Origin of the sequence: Sphingobium phenoxybenzoativorans (assembly GCF_001757355.1) — a bacterium.
In the GTDB taxonomy this organism is placed as follows: Bacteria; Pseudomonadota; Alphaproteobacteria; order Sphingomonadales; family Sphingomonadaceae; genus Sphingobium; species Sphingobium phenoxybenzoativorans.
In genome coordinates, this window is the sequence record NZ_MINO01000073.1 from 1 (window position 1) to 17,178 (window position 17,178).

Here is a 17,178-nt window from a genome sequence, read left to right on the forward strand (position 1 = left end):
GTCGGTGCGCATCGCCAAGCCTGGCACAACCGGCGTGTGGAACAGATCGAGCATGGCGTTCATTTCGACCTCCCCCGGCCACCCTCTTGGCCGCCGGCAGCGCGCAGCATGTTTCCGAGTGGGCGTCCTCCGATCGTGCAGACCGCGACAATGCGATCATAGCTGCGGCGTCCGGCGTGGCAGACCAGCGTCCTCCCCATGGCGACCCGTTCGAGGCGGCGCTTCGCTTTAGCGCCTCCGGCTTCGTGCAGCTCCGGCGCGTAGAAATCGGCAAGCCTGATCTCGATCCAGCGATCGGGCCGACCGGCGGGGCCGATGCAGAGGCCATCGCCGTCGCCGACATAGCGGACCACGCCGGAGAACGTCGTTCCCTTCGTGGGCAGCATACCGTCGCAGGGGTCCGCCAGTGCTGGGGCAGCCCAGGCACCGGCAATGCAGGCAACGATGATGGCAACGAGACGAGCGGTCATGGATATGCCTATGTAGGAAGGGAAAGACGTCATTGCACTTGGTCGCCTTGGCTGCGTATCTGCCGGACGATGCCGTTGTAAGCGGCATGCAGACCCTGACTGCGGCCGATCTCATGATCCGAGCCGGCCGCCTCCCAGAAGGAGACGAGCCATTCGTCGGGGCACCATAGCCGCAGATTCCACAGCGCCAGTGCCACGCCTCGGGTCTGGGTCTTGCCGGTCGCCGATGTCGCTTCGCGCAGGACGTTGAGCGCGCGCCGGATCGTCCCTGCCTTACGCGTTTCAGCATCAATGGAAGTCATGGCTGCGGATGCGGACGAGGTCTTCCTCGGTGAGCACGGCATTGAATGGCGGGTAAGACAGCGTTTGGCCGCGCGGGATGCCGGGATCGCGTGGATCGGGACCGCCCCCATGGGTCGCCCCGTCGCCATGGCCGGGCATCACCCGAAACTCCCGTCCGGCGATCGAGCGCAGCATCGCATCATGATCGGTGATGCGATCGCAGATGACATGGATGACCTCGCCTTCCTTCTGGAGCTTCCCGCGCATCGCTATCATCGACGACGACATAACCTGGCGGCGGTAAATCTCGAACCGATCGGGCCAGAGGATGCCCTGCGCGACGCCGGTCTCGTCCTCGATCGTCACGAACAGGACGCCCTTTGCCGAGCCCGGCCGCTGTCGCACGAGGATCACGCCCGCGACCTCGACGTTGCGCCCATCGCGGATAGTTTTGAGATCGGCGCATTTGACGATGCGCATGGCATCGAGCTCGGAGCGCAGGAACTGGAGCGGATGCCCGCGCAGCGACAGCCCGGTCGAGCGATAATCCTCGACAACCTCACGGCCCTGCGTCATCGCCCGGAGCGCCACTTCGGGCTCCGAGCCTTCGGGCAAGAATCCGCCCCTCCCGTCATTGGCGCGCGCATCGGCCGCGGCGAATAACGGCAACGGCGCTTCGCCGAGCCCCTTGACCTTCCAGAGACCCTGACGGCGGTTCTCGGCAATACAGTGGAACGCGTTGGCCTCGGCGAGCTTCTCGATCGCGGCGCGGGGCGCACCTGCGCGGCGCCAGACCTCCTCGACGCTCTCATAGGCGGCAGGCCCGCGCGCCGCGACGATCGCCGCGCCATGCACGTTCGCGAGACCAATGATCTGACCCAGGCCGAGCCGCACCGCCATATAGCGCCCATTGGTCTTCTCTAGCGTGCAGTCCCAATGGCTGTGATTGACCGACACGGGACGTACCTCGACCCCATGCTTGCGGGCGTCGTCGACGATCTGCGCCGGCGCATAGAAGCCCATGGGCTGCGCGTTGAGCAGGGCCGCGCAGAAGACGTCGGGATGATGATGCTTCATCCAGCATGAGGCATAGGCGATCTTCGCGAACGAGGCGGCGTGGCTCTCGGGGAAGCCGTAGGAGCCGAACCCCTCAATCTGCTTGAACGTCCTTTCCGCAAAATCCTTGGGATAGCCGCGCTCGACCATCCCGCCGACAAGCTTGTCGTAGAAATGGCTGACCCCGCCGGTCAATTTGAAGGTCGCCATGGCGCGGCGAAGCTGATCGGCTTCGACTGCCGTGAATCCGGCCCCGACAATGGCGACCTTCATGGCCTGCTCTTGAAAGAGAGGCACGCCCAGCGTCTTTTCGAGCACGGCGCGCAGTTCGGGCCGGGGATATTCGGGCTTTTCCCTGCCCTCGCGGCGGCGAAGATAAGGGTGGACCATGTCGCCTTGAATGGGGCCGGGCCGCACGATCGCCACCTCGATCACAAGATCGTAGAACTGGCGCGGCTTCATGCGCGGCAGCATCGACATTTGCGCGCGGCTCTCGATCTGGAAGACGCCGAGCGTGTCCGCTTTCTGGATCATCGCATAGACGCCGGGATCATCGTCCTGCAGGTCGGCCATGCCGACCTTAATGCCCTTGTCGGCCTCCAGGAGGTTGAAAGCGCGGTTCATGCAGCCCAGCATACCGAGGCCAAGCACATCCACCTTCATGAACTTAAGGGCGTCAATATCATCCTTGTCCCATTCGATGATCTGCCGGTCCTCCATCCGCGCCGGTTCGATCGGCACGAGATCGTCGAGCCGGTCCTGGGTCAGCACGAACCCGCCCGGATGCTGTGAGAGGTGGCGCGGCGTGCCGATCAGCTGACGCGCAAGGTCGAGCGTCAGCTTTAGGCGATGATCCTGGGCATTGAGGTTGAGACTCTCGACCCGGTCCTGAGGGATGCCGTCCATGGACCAGCCCCAGACGAGGCCGGTTAGCATCTTGGTGAGGTCACGCGGCAGCCCCAGCGCCTTGCCCACCTCGGCGACTGCGCCGCGCGTGCGATAGCGGGTGACGACGGCGGTTAGGGCCGACCTATGCCGACCATAGGTCTCGTAGATCCATTGGATGATCTCCTCGCGCCGCTCATGCTCGAAATCAACGTCGATGTCGGGCGGCTCCTTGCGCTCGCCGGATACGAACCGCTCGAAGAGCAGCTCATGCTGGATCGGATCGATCGAGGTGACTCCCAGCAAATAGCAGACGCAACTATTGGCCGCGCTTCCACGCCCCTGACACAGGATGCCGCGCCGCCGACTCTCGGCAACGATGCTGTTTACGGTGAGAAAATAAGGCGCGTAGCCAAGCTCGCCGATCAGCCGCAGCTCATGGTCAATCTGGTGGCGATAGCGTTGGGGGATGCCCTCCGGGAACTTCGCGATGGCGGCGTCCTCGGTCAGACAGGCGAGCGCCTCCTGCGCGGTGCGGCCCTCCATCACCTGCTCATAGGGATATTGATACTGGATCTCGCCAAGGTCGAAGCGACAGATGCCGGCGATGTCGGCGCTGGCCTGGACCGCATCCGGAAAGGCGGCGAAGCGCCGCTCCATTTCCTCCGGCGATTTGAGGTTGCGGTCCATGAACCGTTCGCGCCGGAACCCTAACTCTTCGACCGGGCATTTTTCGCGGATGGCGCTCACCACATCCTGAAGCGGGCGACGCTCGGAGGTGTGGTAGAGCACGTCGCCGGTCGCCACCGCACGAAGCCCGGCGTCCCGGATTATTGCGTCCAGCGCGTGGAGCCGGGCAATGTCGCCCGGCCTGCGCCGGAACGACAGGGCGGCATAGCCATGTATGCCGAAGACGTCGCGCACGTCACCGAGCTGCGCGGCGGTGCGCGCATCGGGCATGTCCGGCACGAGGATGCCGACCATATTCTCGGCATGGGCCGCGATATCGGCGAGATCGAGCAGGCAGTAGCCCTTGCCGCCGCGCGCCTTGCCGATCGACAAAAGGCGGGTGAGGCGCGACCAGGCCGGACGGTCGATCGGATAGAGTAGCAGGGCATGGCCCTCGCGCGTTACGATCCTTGCGCCCGGTATCATCCGGCAGCCGGTCGCCTTCTGGCCGTCCCAACCGCGCACCACGCCCGCGACCGAGCCCCAGTCGGCCAAGCCGAGCGCGCCATGGCCGAGCAGAGCGGCAGCGGCGAATAGCTCCTCGGGCGAGGATGCGCCACGCAGGAACGAGAAATGGCTGGTGACCTGGAGTTCGACATAGGTCGTGTCGGGGCTTGCCATCAGCCGAAGACCCCATGCATGTACCAGGTGAGATCGCCGGTCGGCTGGTCGACCCCATCGCCGCGCCGGAAGACCCAGAAGCGCAGCCCTCCTTCGGTTTCGACCTGAAAATAGTCGCGCACCGCCCAAAGCTCGCCGGGCCGGCGCCACCACTCGCCGTGAATACGCTCGGGACCATCCCCGGCGATGACGCGATAGTCCTGCCGGCGCCAGGTGAACCGGCGCGGCGGATGATCGGGCAGCAGCGCGATGACGTTGTGCAGTGGCTCGGGCCTCGCCAGCAGCCGCGCTGGCCGCTTCCATGCCGGCCAGCCTTGGGGTTCGCTAAGCGGCTCGACCTGTTTGACCGCGCGTTCCGGCACATCGCTCTCGCGTGAGGCTATGCGGAACAGCGCCGACGGACCGGATCGCCCCACGAGCTGGTCGACCAGCGGCGCGAGATCGGGTGCGCGTGCACCATCCTCGATCAGCGCCGCGACGGAGCTGGCGCCAAGCGGCTCACTATGCGGCACGATGAGGCGCATCGCCTCAATGCCGAGCCCCGGCTCGATTTTGCTGAGCCGAAGCGCAAACATGCGCTTCAGATGCCTGCCGTCACGCGTCGCCCGCGAGGCGCCGACGGCAAGGCTCTCGACCTCGCCATCAACCCGGTCGAGCGTCAGGGCGACCTTGCGCGCACCGAGTCCGCGCTGGCGGAGCAATAGGATTAGATCGTCGACGAGATCGGAGATGACCTGGGTGATGCTCTCGGGCGTACCGATCGGTTCGAGCAGACGCCGCAAGACCTCCGGCCGCTCGAAAGGCACGACCGGGACGATCGGCTCGGCAATCATGCCACGGGCCTGATCCAGCCGTTCGACGGTCGCGAGGCCAAGCCGCCGCGCCAGGGGGCCGCGCGGCATCGGATAGAGATCGGCGATGCGGTCGAGGCCGAAGCGCGCAGCTGTCGCGAGCGCTGACGCTTCGAGCCGGAGCGCCGCGAGCGGCAAAGGTGCCAGGGCTTCTGCTTCGGTGCCGGGCGGCAATATCGTGATGGGCACACCGCCATGACGGGCCAAGGCGAAGGCCGCGCCCGGTGTACCAGCGATCGCAATGGAGGCGTCGAAGCCAAGCCGTTTCAGAAAGTCAAGCAGGCGGCGGCAGAAGCGCTCTTCTCCGCCGAACAAATGGGTGGTCCCGGTGAGGTCGAACCACAGCCCGTCTGGTCCTGATACCGCCGCTATGGGCGTCCATTTGCGGGCGGCATGGAGGGCAAGCCGATGGAGCCAGGCGCGATCGGCTTCCGGTTCAGCGTCCAGCACCTCCAGATCGGCGACCAATGCCCGGGCGTGCGCGGCGGCCATGCCCGGCCGCAGGCCAAGTTCGAGCGCGTGCCGACAAGCGGCCGTCACAACTTCTTTCTGACCGCTTCGCGCGATGACAATGGTAGACCGGCCCCAGAGGTCGGCCCAGGTCAACGGCGTCGGTGCCCGCGCAGGTGACGAGCCGGATACGCCATCATCGCCCGGCAAAGTCCGAAACGGGTGCTCGGCAGCTTCGCTGCGGCGGCCCATCTCGCGCATGGTTGGGCGCTGATGAGCAGGCAGGCGTTCGATCTCGCTTTTGCTCGGCTTGCCTGCCATGGTGCCGTCCCGCGCCCAATGCGCGCCGGGCCGCCAGCCACCGCCACGCGGGACCGAGCAGGCGCCAGGATTGTCGTCGATCGGAGGCGCGAGCGCCGCGGGGATAGTCCGCGCGGGCTCAGGCGGCCTGTGCGACCGCTCTCCTGCGCGTAGCCGCTCGATTGGCAACTGTGGCAGGAAAAGCGAGGCGACCCTGTTCATCACAGGCCTCCAGCTCGAGAGTGAACGGGTTGCCGGCACGCTGGCGCACAAGCTCCACCGACCAGCGGGGGCGACCAACGCCGGGATGCGGGAGTCGCGAGGATTCCGCGCAGCCGATCCGCCACCGGGTCATCGCTGCCGAGAGGGTGCTCAAAGGACAGCGCCCGCGGGTGCGATGCCTGCGATAGAGGAGCATCGGGGTTTTGCCGTCAGACGCTGCCAGTTGGAGCCGCCGGGTCGCGGTCATGTCGGCTGCCTTCACTTCCGCGATCACACAGGCGAGCGAGCCATCGCGCAGGCCATCCTCGGCCATTGCCAGGACCTGGGCGTCCTTGCTGCCTTGCGCATAGAGGATGCGATTGGGCCCCAGACCGACCTGCTCCAGACCCGGCGCATACAGATCGAACTTAGAGAGAGCCCACAGGACCGTCCGACCGCCGTTGCTGGCAAAGCGCGCGGCGATGCCGGCCGCGAACAAGGTGGTGGCGGCATCGTCGTTCAGGCTCGCTGTGGCAGCTGCGAATTCATGAAGGCCGGTACCATCGAGACCATGATCGACAAGCCGGTCGTCGATCTGCGTGATGCCGAATGCGAGCGCCGGTCCACCCGTCGCACAGGAGCGCGACAGATTCGCGCGCAGCGACGCGAGTTGCTCGGCCGAGGGCCGATCGGGCAAGGGCAAAGGTGACGACATGGACCAGCATACGACTCAAATGTTCCCTTTATGTTCCGACAAGTCAGGGCCGCTCGTCAAGCGGGTTGCGATGGCCCGCTCTCGCGTCAGTGATCAACGCGCAAGCGTAGCTTGCTCCGGTTCGGTCGGCGGCGGCGGGTAAACCTGGGCCACTTCGAGCGTGCCTGTCGGAAGATAGGTGAGGATGTTCTCTGCTGGCACGTCCGGGTTGAGCCAGTCCGCCCATTGGTCGCGGGTCAGAGGAATGATCTGGCGGTGACGATAGGACTTGATGTCGTCCCCCGCGTCCATGGTCAGCAGCGTGAAGGCTTCTCCGACCTTGGGATCGGTGCGCCAGATCCCGGCCATGCAGAACCAGCGATGATCCCGCATGGTGAAAAGCCATTTGTCGAGCCGCTTGTCCTTCGGCCGCGGCACGACGGGATCGGTGAACTCGTAGAAACCGTCGCACAGCACCAGGCAGCGATTGCTGCTGAGATCGGGCGCACGCCCACCGAACCCTTCCGTCCGGAAATTATAGACCGGCCCCTGTTTGCCCGGCCAGCTCCAGCGGCGGGAAACCAGTTCGCCAACGGCGCGATAATTGCCCGGCGGCCGATTCACGGCGCGGACAATCGGCGCCATGTCGGTCATTCTGATGTCGGAGCGCGGATTATCGTCGGGTACGCCTTCGGGCGTCTCGATGTTGATTTCGAGATCATCGAAATCTTCCATGATCGAGGCGATCTCTACCTCCTGGCGGTAGTCGTTACACATGCTGGCGGATCAGCGCTCCCTTGCTTGCGACTCAATTATGTTCCATATATGTTCTCGTCATGGCATTGAACCCCACACCGTTCGACTTGGATGCGGCGGAAGGCACCACGCATCACATAATTCGCGTGAAGCCCGATGGTTCTGGCAAACAGGAGTTAGTCAATGCGCGCTGGGGCACCAATCCCAGGTTTAGCGACGGCATCGAGTATCGGTTCGTGCAATCTGAGGGAAAGACCTTCCCGATCCATCGCTGCCTCGTTCCGGTGTCAGATTTCCGGATGAATGTGGGCAAGAAGGATTATCGCGTCACGCGCGATGACGGTAATCATTTTTACTTGGCCGGTGTATGGGAGCCTGAGTTGGCGGGCTGGCCGCTCGCCTTCAAGGTGATTACTGTCGCTGCTGGGCAGGATGTCGTCCGCTATCAGGACCGTCACGGCGCTATGATCGAGCGTCGGCAGGCGATGGCTTGGCTGCAGGGTAGTGTATCAGAGCATGAGCTACTTGGGACACCGTCAGCGCATACGTTCGTGATCGAAGAAATCGACGCGCAAGGACGTTAAAAGCCGGCAGACCGTAGCGCCGCGCAATAGGTTTCAAATACCTGCTTGGCGCCCCGATCTTTTGCCGTTGGACAGCGATTTTCTAGCGCACGGAAGCGGGCATCCAAATCTGACTTGGTCTGGGTGCACCCAGAGAGCGAGTCCCTTAAGCTATCGCGCCGTCTAGGCGCTCCAGCGTTACCTGGTCCCTGGATCCGTCAAACCATCGGTCAAGCGCCAGAGTGAACAGGGGCAGTGGCCGCGCGGCTTCAAAAAGCGTAAGGGAAGAGCACAGCTTCATGGCATCCACCTGTCCGAACACCACCACCGGATCACTCGTTTCGAGCGCCTGCAACGCCGCCACGGCTTCGCGATACCTCTCGCCGAGTATGGCATGGTCGAGATAGGCGCGCGCCTCATTAATGTTGGCAATGCCAAAATAATCTGACGCTGGACTGCGGCCCAAGCCTTTAAGCTGCGGGAAGATGAACCACATCCAGTGGGAGCGTTTCACCCCGCGCCGTATCTCATCGAGCGCGCCTTCGTATAGGGTCGCTTGCGCTTCCAGAAATCGGTTCAATAATGTGTCAGCCGTCATGAAGGGGCACAAGCCTCCCGCGATGCGAACCTCCCCAACCCTTGCTCAATGACCAAAGTTCCAAGCGCGCGCCTAAAGAGGCGCCGCCGCGGGATCGTTCCTGCGGATCCTACCCGAACGCGCGAAAATCATATTGATCCCGATCAAGCCGCGCAACGCTCGATGACGCGGCACGTTCATGAGGCCTTCGCCGCGCGAGAATAATCAGGTCGGGAGTCACTTACAGATCATGTTTCCCTGGCGACATCGCTCACAGGAGCAGCTTGAAGCCGAGCTGTACGATCAGATCAGCAACAGCCAGTTTCCCTGTGTGGGTGCCAAGGCGGCACTAGCGCGCGGCAATCTCGCCGTTCTGGCGTGCGATAATATTACCAGCGCCTGGGATGACCTCCGCATCCATGACGCGCTGCTCACCTTCACCACGAAATATCAGAAGCAGCCCGAGCTGTTCCGCAGCTTCGCCGTGGTGTTCGAGGGCCCGGGCGATCTCTCGGAAGAGGATTTCGAGCGCAACCTTTGGGCGCGCGCGCAGTCTCTGAGCGACAAGGACGCTTGGCGCGGGCTGAGCTACGACACCCGGGTCAGCCCGGACCCCACCAACCCGCATTTTTCGCTCAGCTTCGGCGGCGAGGCATTCTTCATCGTGGGACTGCACCCGCAGGCAAGCCGCCCGGCGCGGCGCTTCCCTTATCCCACGCTGGTTTTTAACCTGCATGACCAGTTCGAGAAGCTCCGGGAGCAAGGCAAATATGAAGGCATGCGCGAGAAGATTCTCGAGCGCGATGAAGCGCTCGCCGGATCGCGCAACCCCATGCTGATGCGCTTTGGCGAAGGCAGCGAGGCGCGACAATATTCCGGGCGCCGTGTAGACGAAAGCTGGGAAGCGCCCTTCGAATATCATGGAGACAAGGATTGAGCACCGACGCCGTGATTATTCCGGAGCGCAGTGGCACCGCCTTCACCTTGTCCAAGGGAGCGCTACTGACTGTCATCGATCCCAAGGGCGGACAGGTCTCGGATCTTCTTGCCTTCAATGCGGAAGACATGCGCGAGGTTATCTCGTCGGGACGCACGCTCGACTATGCCGAGACGATCACTCTCACCACCGGCAATATCGTTTTTTCCAATCGCTCCAAGCCGATGCTCACCATCGTCGATGACAGCGTCGGACGGCATGATTTCCTGCTGACCCCCTGTTCGATCGACACCTTTCTCCATTTCTATCCCGATCTTGAGCCGCATCGCGGCTGCTTCGGCAATCTGGCCGAGGCGCTGGCTCCTTATGGCGTCGAGCCAGATGCCATTCCGGTCGCGTTCAACTGTTTCATGAACGTGCCTGTCGAGGCGGACGGCAAGCTTCGCGTCCTGCCGCCCATCAGCAAGGCGGGGGACTACATCACCTTCCGAGCCGAATTGGATCTGGTGGTGGGCCTTACGGCATGTTCGGCTCCGGACTCGAACGGCGGCAGCTTCAAGCCTATCCACTATCGGATAGAGACCGAGAGCTAGGACTAAACGATGAAAGTGAGACCGTGTCGCTGACGGTCCGCACGCTGCTGGGCCTCGCCTTGGGATTGCTTCTGGGGATAGGCCTTGGTCTCGCGTCACCCGGATATCAGGCGATTGGGAAGAGCATTGCGGAGCCAGTTGGCAAGGCCTGGCTCAACGCGCTGCAAATGCCGCTCATTCCCCTGATCTTCGCCCTGCTTGTAACCGGCATCGCACAGGCGACCGGGACGGCGATGCGGGGTGGTATAGCCGCGCGGACATTGGCGTTCATCGCCATCGCCTTATGCGCTTCCGCCGCGATCACAGCCGTCTGGGGCAGCGTGTTGCTGTCGTGGTGGCCACCGGCGATGCGCGGGGAAGCCCTCCTCGCGGGACATGCGGCGGACGCGGCCATTCCAGATGTAGCGCCCTCGGCCGATTGGCTGGTCTCGTTCATACCGGTGAACCCGCTTGCCGCAGCGGTGGAAGGGCAGGTTGTTTCCGTCGTCCTGTTCGCGCTCCTGTTCGGCTTCGCCGCCACGCGGCTCCTAGAACAACGGCGCCGGCGCTTTCTCGACCTTTTCGCCGATATCGTCGACGTGCTGATGGCGATTGTCGGTTGGGTGCTTTTGGTTGGCGCCGATTGGTGTTTTCGCGCTGGGTTTCATGGCCGGCAGCGATGCAGGTTTCGCGGCCGTCGCAACATTGGCCCATTATATAGGCTTCATCGTAATAGTATGTCTGACGATGACGATTCTGACGTATCCGGGAGCGTATCTCTTCGGTGGGGTGAAGCCCGCGCGATTTGCGCGCGCCGCGCTGCCAGCGCAGCTTATCGCGCTCAGCACCCAATCGTCCATCGCCACCTTGCCCGCCATGATCCGCGCGTGCGATGTGGAACTGAACGTGCGGCCGGAAACGCGCAGTATAGTCCTTCCGTTGGCAATCTCGCTGTTTCGGCTCACCAGCCCAGCGGCGAACTTGGGCGTCGCGCTGTATCTTGCCGCACTGGGCGGCATGCATTTGGGAATAGCGCAGCTCGCTATTGGAGCAGCGGTCGCCGCACTAGTAAATCTGGCCGCTGTGGGCCTTCCCGGTCAGACGACCTTCTTTGCGACCACAGGCCCCATCTGCCTCGTCGTGGGCGTGCCGATCGAGGCTCTACCATTGCTATTAGCTGTCGAGACGATCCCGGACATGTTTCGAACCATTGGTAATGTCACCGCGGACCTTGCGCTGGCGAGCGTTACTGACCAAACCGCGCTTAACTGATGCGCAAAGTCAGGTGGTCACTGGGCTAGCACTCGCTGACATTAGCAAGCGACATGGTGGCGCTTCGTTATTGTCTCAGGCTCGCTCAAGATGACCACTTTTGGCGGGTTGTGGGACATTCCTACCAGCCTGCTCCTCAGGCCAGATCGAAAGAAGCTGATGCTCTGATGCTGTCAGTGGCTAAGCGCTTCTCCCGTAATGCGCAAATTCGCGTTCATCTTCACCGACGGATCAATTCGCCTTCGCGTTTGTGCAGACTGGGATTCTAGCGCCGCTCATCGCATCGCGAAAAACAGGGCAGGAACGGAACGCCCTTACTGGCGGTTCAGAGAATATCATACAGGAGCGCTCTCATGACCGACGTCATCTTTGTCCATGGCATGTTTCAAAATCCCAAGAGCTGGAACAAGTGGACCGACTATTTTGGCGCAAAGGGCTATAATGTGGCCGCGCCAGCCTGGCCCATGCACGATGGGGAGCCAAGTGCGCTCCGCGCCAATCCGCCTGCGGGACTTGGCGACCTCCACCTTGCCGATGTCGTTAGCGCGATCGAGGTAGAGGTTCGCCGCTTCGACCGCCCTGTCCTAATCGGGCATTCGGTCGGCGGACTGATCGTTCAGCTTCTGACAGCTAAGGGATTGCTCTCCGCTGGTGTCGCCGCCAATTCAGTCGCGCCCAACGCGATGATCGATCTGGATTGGGGTTTCATCAAAAATAGCGCGATTATTGCTAACCCCTTAAAGGGCAATGATCCCGTGTTGATGGATGCCAAAACCTTTCACGGCGCTTTCGCCAACACGTTGAACGAGGACGACGCGGCTCGAGAGTTTGAGGCGACAGCCACACACGACAGCCGCAATGTGCTGCGTGATTGCATGGGATCGGATGGCAAGATTGATCTCGATGCGCCGCACACGCCATTATTGCTTATCGGCGGCGAGGAAGATCAAATCATCCCGGCTCACCTCACTGAGAAGAACTGGAAGGGCTACACCGATGCGGGAAGTGTCACCGAGTTCCTGCCATTTGCGGGCCGCAGCCATTACATTGCAAATGAGCCGGGTTGGCAGGAAGTTGTTGAGGCCGCGCTTCAGTTCATCGAGCGCAACGGCGCATCAGCCGTAAAACCGCAGCCCAATTTCGCCTGAACTGCAGCAGCCCGCCCCGCTTCGTTGCGGGGTTGCTCGTCGCCCTTTAGGCGACTTCCTTTGGACAGCTTGTAGGACGCGCGACAGCTCTTCGACGGAATAAGGCTTTTGCAGCAGATCGAAGCCATGCTGCGGGTCGCCTGCGAGCACATGACTGTACCCGCTGGTCAGGACGATGGCAATCCCTGGCGAACAGGAGCGAACCTGTTTGCACAATTCTATTCCATTAGTTCCGAGCAGAAATCAGCGTAACTGGCTGTCTTTGCTGCCGCGGCGATTGAACAGCGACACGGACGCCTTTGTGTCGCGGCCGGATTGGCAGGGGACACATGTTCGGGCGTCGGCGAATCTGCCCCACCACGCGATATATTCAGCGATTGAGAACGGAGGGCCCTGCCACGTAATGGCTGTAGAATATGGTGCGTTGGCATTCCATCCGTTTGCAGCAACCTGCTGGTTTAGTTGCACGCCCAACGTACGCAACTGCGCAGCTGCCTCTGCTTGAGTAACGGTCATGGTGCTCTCCCCCAAAAGACTTGCACATATAAACAAGGCTAGCCTTGGCCGGTCTGTAGACTGGTAGCAAGCCGTAACAAATCGAGCAGATGTGGAGCGATGAGTCATTTCTTCGGGCAGGTCGCCCAGGACCAAACAGTCTGAAATGGCCAGTTTTGGCCGTCCAGGCTGGGGAAGTGGGCGAACCGCACCTGAGAAAGGAAAATGGGCGCTTAAATGGCGACCAAGGGTCAAATTAGGCGGCGGTGAATTTATTCGAACGAAAATGGATCATTCTGTTGATTGCTTGACAGCGCAATCCTGCCGGTCAGTCGTCGAACAGTTTTGGACGCTCATGGACTTTTGCCGATGACAGATAGCCGTCGTTTAGATTTGCAGTTATTTTGTCACTATGCGGCAGATTTTTTTGATCACCCTCTCCCTTGCTCTCGATGCCACGGTGCAAGCGGCACCCGACACGCGTTCTGCGCATCCAAGCTGGCGGGAGGTTCAGCGGAGCGCGAAGGCTTGTGGCACCCGTGTTTTACGCGAGAAAATGCCTACTTCGCTCGAAGGGCTCCCCCTTGGTCCTGCTTATAGGTTGGACGCAAATGCTACACCGCAACAGCGGCAATGCTTTTATGAGCGAACGGAAGGAAGGGAGGTCGGATCATTGATCAGGGAAATGCCGAACCGGAACGTCCGCTAGCCACCCCAATTGCTCGACCCCGAATGTGCCTTCATTCGAAAAGCTGCTGTTCTGCAGTTGAGTAAGAGAAATTAGCAGCTGAACGGCGTATAAGGGTCGATGCGGTTCCGATGATGTGTAAAACGCAGTTAATCAGGACGGCCCGACTTCTATGCCGCTCCGCCGAGAAGGGAGGAGCGGCTATAGCATCAGCCGACGGCGCGTCTCATGAGGCGGTCCAGCCGCTCGGCAAAGGCTTGGGCATCCCTGGGTTGCTCGCCATCGGCGATGCGCGCCTGATCGAGCAGCAAGTGGGCAAAATCGGTCTTGAGCGCATCGCCGTCGTCGGTCGCGGCAAGCTTCTGGATCAGGGCATGCCCCGGATTGATCTCCAACACGGGCAGGGCGGCCTGCGGCAATTGCCCGGCGCTGGCGAGCAGCTTTTCCAGCTGCCGATCCATGCCGCTTTCCGGCGCGACGAGGCAGACGGCGCTGGTGGTCAGGCGCTCTGAGGCGCGCACATCTGACACCGCATTGCCCAGCGCCGTTTTGGCGAAAGCGAGGAAGCCATCCACCGCGCCCGCATCCGCCGCTGCGGCCTTATCCGCGCCTTCGGCCAGCGGGATGAGGCTGAGGTCGGCCGCACCCTGTGTTACGGACTTGAAGGGCTTGCCTTCATGGTCGATGCCCATCGTCGTCCAGAAATTGTCGACCTGATCGGGCAGCAACAACACCTCGATCCCGCGGGCGCGGAAACCCTCGATCTGTGGCGAGGTGGCGAGCCGGTCAAGGTCGCTGCCGGTCGCATAATAGATGGCAGTCTGGTTGTCCTTGAGGTCCGCAACATAGTCCTTGAGCGAACGCCAGCTGCCGTTTGAGGTCGTGCTCTTGAAACGGGCGAGGGCGAGGAGCGCCTCGCGCCGTTCGAAATCCTCGTAGAGCCCTTCCTTGAGGACTGCGCCGAAATTCTCCCAGACCTCCGCATAGGCCTCCCCATCGCTGTCGGCCAGCTTCTGGAGTTCGCTCAGAACGCGGCCGGTCACGCCCTTCTGGATCGCGGCCAGCACCGGGCTGTCCTGAATCATCTCGCGCGACATGTTGAGCGGCAGGTCGGCCGAATCCACCAGCCCCTTCACGAAACGCAGGTAGCGCGGCAGAACCTGAGCCTCGTCGGTAATGAACACGCGGCGGACGTAGAGCTTGATGTGCCCCTTGCGATCCGGATCGAAGAGGTCGAAGGGCTTGGTGCCGGGGATGAAGGTTAGGACCGAATACTCATAGCGACCCTCGGCGCGATAGTGGATCGTGCGGCCCGGGCTGTCATATTGACCTGTGACGCGGCGGTAGAAGTCCGCATAATCCTCCTCGCTGATCTCCGCCTTTGGTTTGAGCCACAGGGCTGCGCCATCGGCGATGGCGGCGCCCTCTGCTTCGGGCTTTTCGAAAAGGGTGATGGGGACGGGGACATGGCCCGACTGCGCCTTCACGATGCGCTCAACGGTGTAGCGCTCGGCATAGCTTTTCGCATCGTCGAGGAGGTGCAGGACGACGCGAGTCCCGCGCACCGGCGCGTCGGCCAGCTCGACCGGAGTGATGGTGTAGGTGCCCAGACCATCGGAACTCCAGCGCGCGGCTGCGTCACTACCTGCGCGTCGGGAGAAAACTTCTACTTCCCGCGCAACCATGAAGGCGGAATAGAAGCCGACACCGAACTGTCCGATCAGCTGCGAGTCCGCCTTGCCCGCGTCCGTCGCCAGCCGATCCATGAACGCCTTGGTGCCCGAGCGTGCGATGGTACCCAGCGTCTCGCCCATGTCGGCTGCGGTCATGCCGATGCCATTATCCTCGATCGTCAGGCGGCCCGCTTCGGCGTCGAGGATCAGGCTGATGCGCGGCTGCGGATCGTCGCCCAGCAGCGCGGGATCGGCGATCCCCTCATAGCGCAGCTTCTCGCAGGCGTCGGCCGCGTTGGAGATAAGTTCGCGCAGGAATACGTCGCGGTCAGAATAGACGGAATGCACCATCATGTGCAGCAGCTTGGACACGTCCGCCTCGAAAGCGTGGGTTTCCGGCGTGCCTGCGGTGTCGGTCGTCATGATACTCCTTCCCGTGCAAAATCGAACGGCGCGGAAATGGCGGCGCTGTTTCTATTTTGCAAGGTGATCGGGTTTGGTAGGAAAAAGCATGACGGGCGCGCCACCTCTCTTCCGAGTTGCGGAATTTTCCGATTTGGATGCGGAAGAGCTTGATGCGTTGAAGATGTCCTGCTCTTCGCCCAGGGAGATCGCAAGGGGAACAGTCATTCGCCGCCAAGGCGAGCCGGTCGATCAAATCTACGTCCTCAAAGCCGGCTGGGTTCTGAGTGGCCTCGACCTACCCGATGGCCATAATCAGGTGGTGAAAGTCCATCTTCCTGGCGACATTCTTGGAGCACCAAGCATGGTGCTGACCACGGCTGCCGAGACCTTGTGGAGCGTCACGCCAGCCACGATCAGTTCGATCCCGCTGCGGTCGCTTGCCCGGATCTTCCATACTCACCCGAAGATCGGCCTCTCCCTTTTCCTTTGCGCCCAGCAGGAACGGATTTTCCTGATGGACCGGTTGACCTCGGTGGGCCGGATTCCGGCCCTGAAGCGCGTGGCAGCTTTCCTCCTACATATTCACGACCGGCTACAGAATTGCGGAGAATGCAAGGACGGCCTGATCCGCTGGCCACTGACCCAGCAACATGTCGGCGACATTCTCGGGCTGACCTCAGTCCATGTGAACCGCATGTTGCAGGCATTGATAGCTGAAGGGCTCATCGCGCGGAACCGGCAGGCGATCCACATTCCCGATGTCGATGCCATGCGCGATTTCGTGCCTCTGCCTACCCGCCAGTGGGTCCATGACCCCGATTGGCTGCGAGATTGAGGATGCCGGTAGTGTCCTGACAGGCCCTTTTCCATCGCATCTTAGCTACGGAGCCGGCTGCTCGAGGTTGCGCTTTTTCGCTCAGAGGCGAGGAAATGCTTTTAATGTGGATCAATGTACGTTGGTAGGAGTTCTCCCAGTTCTTGGCCGTGCCCCAGCGCGGATAAGGCCATCGCGACGACATTGAACCGGGGCGCCTGCCCGATCCATGATCCTACCCTACAGGCAGGATGAACGACGCATGCGGCAGACGAGCAGTAGCCACCAAAGGGAAATCCTGGTGGTGGAAGACGAACCGCTTTTGAGGGAACTTGCTGTCTGCCTCGTTGAGGAGCTCGGATACAGGGCGCGGGAGGCCTCGTCGGCCGATGAGGCGATTGTCATTCTCGAGGCCCACCCTGATATTCGGGTGGTCTTCACTGATATCAATATGACGGGATCGATGGATGGCCTGCAACTGGCCGCCTACGCCTATGATCGCTGGCCGCCGCTCCATTTCATCATCGTGTCGGGCGCGCAGAGGCCATCGGCCCGCGACATGCCGGCGCATGCGCGCTTCTTCCCAAAACCCTATGATACTGCGGAGGTCGCCGAAACGCTTCGCGCAATGATAGACGGTTGATTTTTTAACTGGCAGTGACTGCCAAAGCGCTTTCTCAGTCGTCGTTCAGTCAGCCGACTTTGCATTTGGCAGTTTATAATGGCTGCTAAGCGAGAA

15 protein-coding genes and 1 pseudogene are annotated in these 17,178 nt (G+C 61.9%); 8 read left to right on the top strand and 8 right to left on the bottom strand.

Annotated elements, in window-relative coordinates; all coding sequences use genetic code 11:
• Positions 1–59: 59 nt before the first annotated feature.
• The 6 genes from BHQ40_RS20750 to BHQ40_RS20775 form a co-directional block, all read right to left on the bottom strand.
• Positions 60–503 carry a thermonuclease family protein gene (locus BHQ40_RS20750; protein ID WP_083277067.1) on the bottom strand — a complete coding sequence of 148 codons (444 nt, stop codon included), beginning with the start codon at positions 501–503 and terminating at the stop codon, positions 60–62.
• The gene (locus tag BHQ40_RS20755; protein ID WP_070157716.1) at positions 500–772 is read right to left on the bottom strand and encodes a hypothetical protein; all 273 of its coding nucleotides are present in this window, start codon (positions 770–772) and stop codon (positions 500–502) included. Before BHQ40_RS20755 ends, BHQ40_RS20750 begins: the two co-directional genes overlap by 4 nt.
• On the bottom strand, positions 759–4,043 hold the full coding sequence (locus BHQ40_RS20760; protein WP_070157717.1) for an error-prone DNA polymerase: 3,285 nt from the start codon (positions 4,041–4,043) through the stop codon (positions 759–761). The genes BHQ40_RS20755 and BHQ40_RS20760 overlap by 14 nt, the downstream gene beginning before the upstream one ends.
• Entirely contained in the window at positions 4,043–5,866 is a 1,824-nt protein-coding gene (locus BHQ40_RS20765; protein ID WP_171905914.1) for a Y-family DNA polymerase, read from the bottom strand. Before BHQ40_RS20765 ends, BHQ40_RS20760 begins: the two co-directional genes overlap by 1 nt.
• Positions 5,784–6,560, bottom strand: a complete 777-nt coding sequence (locus tag BHQ40_RS20770; protein ID WP_070157719.1) for an ImuA family protein — start codon at positions 6,558–6,560, stop codon at positions 5,784–5,786. Before BHQ40_RS20770 ends, BHQ40_RS20765 begins: the two co-directional genes overlap by 83 nt.
• Before the next feature lie 93 nt (positions 6,561–6,653).
• Positions 6,654–7,316, bottom strand: a complete 663-nt coding sequence (locus BHQ40_RS20775) for an SOS response-associated peptidase family protein (protein ID WP_070157720.1) — start codon at positions 7,314–7,316, stop codon at positions 6,654–6,656.
• Between the two features lie 59 nt (positions 7,317–7,375).
• Here BHQ40_RS20775 and BHQ40_RS20780 point away from each other — a divergent pair, with 59 nt between their 5' ends.
• On the top strand, positions 7,376–7,879 hold the full coding sequence (locus tag BHQ40_RS20780; protein ID WP_070157721.1) for an SOS response-associated peptidase family protein: 504 nt from the start codon (positions 7,376–7,378) through the stop codon (positions 7,877–7,879).
• Between the two features lie 145 nt (positions 7,880–8,024).
• Here BHQ40_RS20780 and BHQ40_RS20785 read toward each other — a convergent pair whose 3' ends face one another.
• Positions 8,025–8,456, bottom strand: a complete 432-nt coding sequence (locus BHQ40_RS20785) for a DUF1810 domain-containing protein (RefSeq protein ID WP_070157722.1) — start codon at positions 8,454–8,456, stop codon at positions 8,025–8,027.
• Between the two features lie 229 nt (positions 8,457–8,685).
• On the opposite strand from BHQ40_RS20785, the gene gntA reads away from it, so the two are divergent.
• The 5 genes and pseudogenes from gntA (at position 8,686) to BHQ40_RS20805 (ending at position 12,364) form a co-directional block, all read left to right on the top strand.
• A complete protein-coding gene (gene gntA / locus BHQ40_RS20790) occupies positions 8,686–9,372 on the top strand; it encodes a guanitoxin biosynthesis heme-dependent pre-guanitoxin N-hydroxylase GntA (protein WP_070157723.1) in 687 nt (228 codons plus the stop codon).
• Positions 9,369–9,965, top strand: a complete 597-nt coding sequence (locus BHQ40_RS20795; RefSeq protein WP_070157724.1) for a DUF1989 domain-containing protein — start codon at positions 9,369–9,371, stop codon at positions 9,963–9,965. Before gntA ends, BHQ40_RS20795 begins: the two co-directional genes overlap by 4 nt.
• A pseudogene (locus tag BHQ40_RS26775) lies at positions 9,896–10,513 on the top strand (cation:dicarboxylate symporter family transporter); the annotation flags it as partial. The gene BHQ40_RS20795 and the pseudogene BHQ40_RS26775, both read left to right, overlap by 70 nt.
• Before the next feature lie 97 nt (positions 10,514–10,610).
• On the top strand, positions 10,611–11,216 hold the full coding sequence (locus tag BHQ40_RS26780) for a dicarboxylate/amino acid:cation symporter (RefSeq protein ID WP_253183428.1): 606 nt from the start codon (positions 10,611–10,613) through the stop codon (positions 11,214–11,216).
• A 353-nt stretch (positions 11,217–11,569) separates the two neighbouring features.
• Entirely contained in the window at positions 11,570–12,364 is a 795-nt protein-coding gene (locus tag BHQ40_RS20805; protein ID WP_070157725.1) for an alpha/beta hydrolase, read from the top strand.
• Between the two features lie 1,392 nt (positions 12,365–13,756).
• Here the strand turns inward: BHQ40_RS20805 and htpG are convergent.
• Positions 13,757–15,643 (bottom strand): molecular chaperone HtpG, encoded by a 1,887-nt coding sequence (gene htpG / locus BHQ40_RS20810; protein WP_070157726.1) that lies wholly within the window; start codon positions 15,641–15,643, stop codon positions 13,757–13,759.
• Positions 15,644–15,731: 88 nt separating this feature from the next.
• On the opposite strand from htpG, the gene BHQ40_RS20815 reads away from it, so the two are divergent.
• Together BHQ40_RS20815 and BHQ40_RS20820 are read left to right on the top strand one after the other, a co-directional pair.
• Entirely contained in the window at positions 15,732–16,460 is a 729-nt protein-coding gene (locus BHQ40_RS20815; RefSeq protein WP_083277068.1) for a Crp/Fnr family transcriptional regulator, read from the top strand.
• A 241-nt stretch (positions 16,461–16,701) separates the two neighbouring features.
• Complete coding sequence (locus tag BHQ40_RS20820; protein ID WP_070157727.1) at positions 16,702–17,082, top strand: response regulator; 381 nt, start codon at positions 16,702–16,704, stop codon at positions 17,080–17,082.
• Positions 17,083–17,178: the final 96 nt, after the last annotated feature.

What these genes read in the sequence shown, in the direction of transcription:
- BHQ40_RS20750 (WP_083277067.1), bottom strand. Translation starts at nt 503, where the DNA reads ATGACGTCTTTCCCTTCCTACATAGGCATATCCATGACCGCTCGTCTC.
- BHQ40_RS20755 (WP_070157716.1), bottom strand. Translation starts at nt 772, where the DNA reads ATGACTTCCATTGATGCTGAAACGCGTAAGGCAGGGACGATCCGGCGC.
- BHQ40_RS20760 (WP_070157717.1), bottom strand. Translation starts at nt 4,043, where the DNA reads ATGGCAAGCCCCGACACGACCTATGTCGAACTCCAGGTCACCAGCCAT.
- BHQ40_RS20765 (WP_171905914.1), bottom strand. Translation starts at nt 5,866, where the DNA reads ATGAACAGGGTCGCCTCGCTTTTCCTGCCACAGTTGCCAATCGAGCGG.
- BHQ40_RS20770 (WP_070157719.1), bottom strand. Translation starts at nt 6,560, where the DNA reads ATGTCGTCACCTTTGCCCTTGCCCGATCGGCCCTCGGCCGAGCAACTC.
- BHQ40_RS20775 (WP_070157720.1), bottom strand. Translation starts at nt 7,316, where the DNA reads ATGTGTAACGACTACCGCCAGGAGGTAGAGATCGCCTCGATCATGGAA.
- BHQ40_RS20780 (WP_070157721.1), top strand. Translation starts at nt 7,376, where the DNA reads ATGGCATTGAACCCCACACCGTTCGACTTGGATGCGGCGGAAGGCACC.
- BHQ40_RS20785 (WP_070157722.1), bottom strand. Translation starts at nt 8,456, where the DNA reads ATGACGGCTGACACATTATTGAACCGATTTCTGGAAGCGCAAGCGACC.
- gntA (WP_070157723.1), top strand. Translation starts at nt 8,686, where the DNA reads ATGTTTCCCTGGCGACATCGCTCACAGGAGCAGCTTGAAGCCGAGCTG.
- BHQ40_RS26780 (WP_253183428.1), top strand. Translation starts at nt 10,611, where the DNA reads ATGGCCGGCAGCGATGCAGGTTTCGCGGCCGTCGCAACATTGGCCCAT.
- BHQ40_RS20805 (WP_070157725.1), top strand. Translation starts at nt 11,570, where the DNA reads ATGACCGACGTCATCTTTGTCCATGGCATGTTTCAAAATCCCAAGAGC.
- htpG (WP_070157726.1), bottom strand. Translation starts at nt 15,643, where the DNA reads ATGACGACCGACACCGCAGGCACGCCGGAAACCCACGCTTTCGAGGCG.
- BHQ40_RS20815 (WP_083277068.1), top strand. Translation starts at nt 15,732, where the DNA reads ATGACGGGCGCGCCACCTCTCTTCCGAGTTGCGGAATTTTCCGATTTG.
- BHQ40_RS20820 (WP_070157727.1), top strand. Translation starts at nt 16,702, where the DNA reads ATGCGGCAGACGAGCAGTAGCCACCAAAGGGAAATCCTGGTGGTGGAA.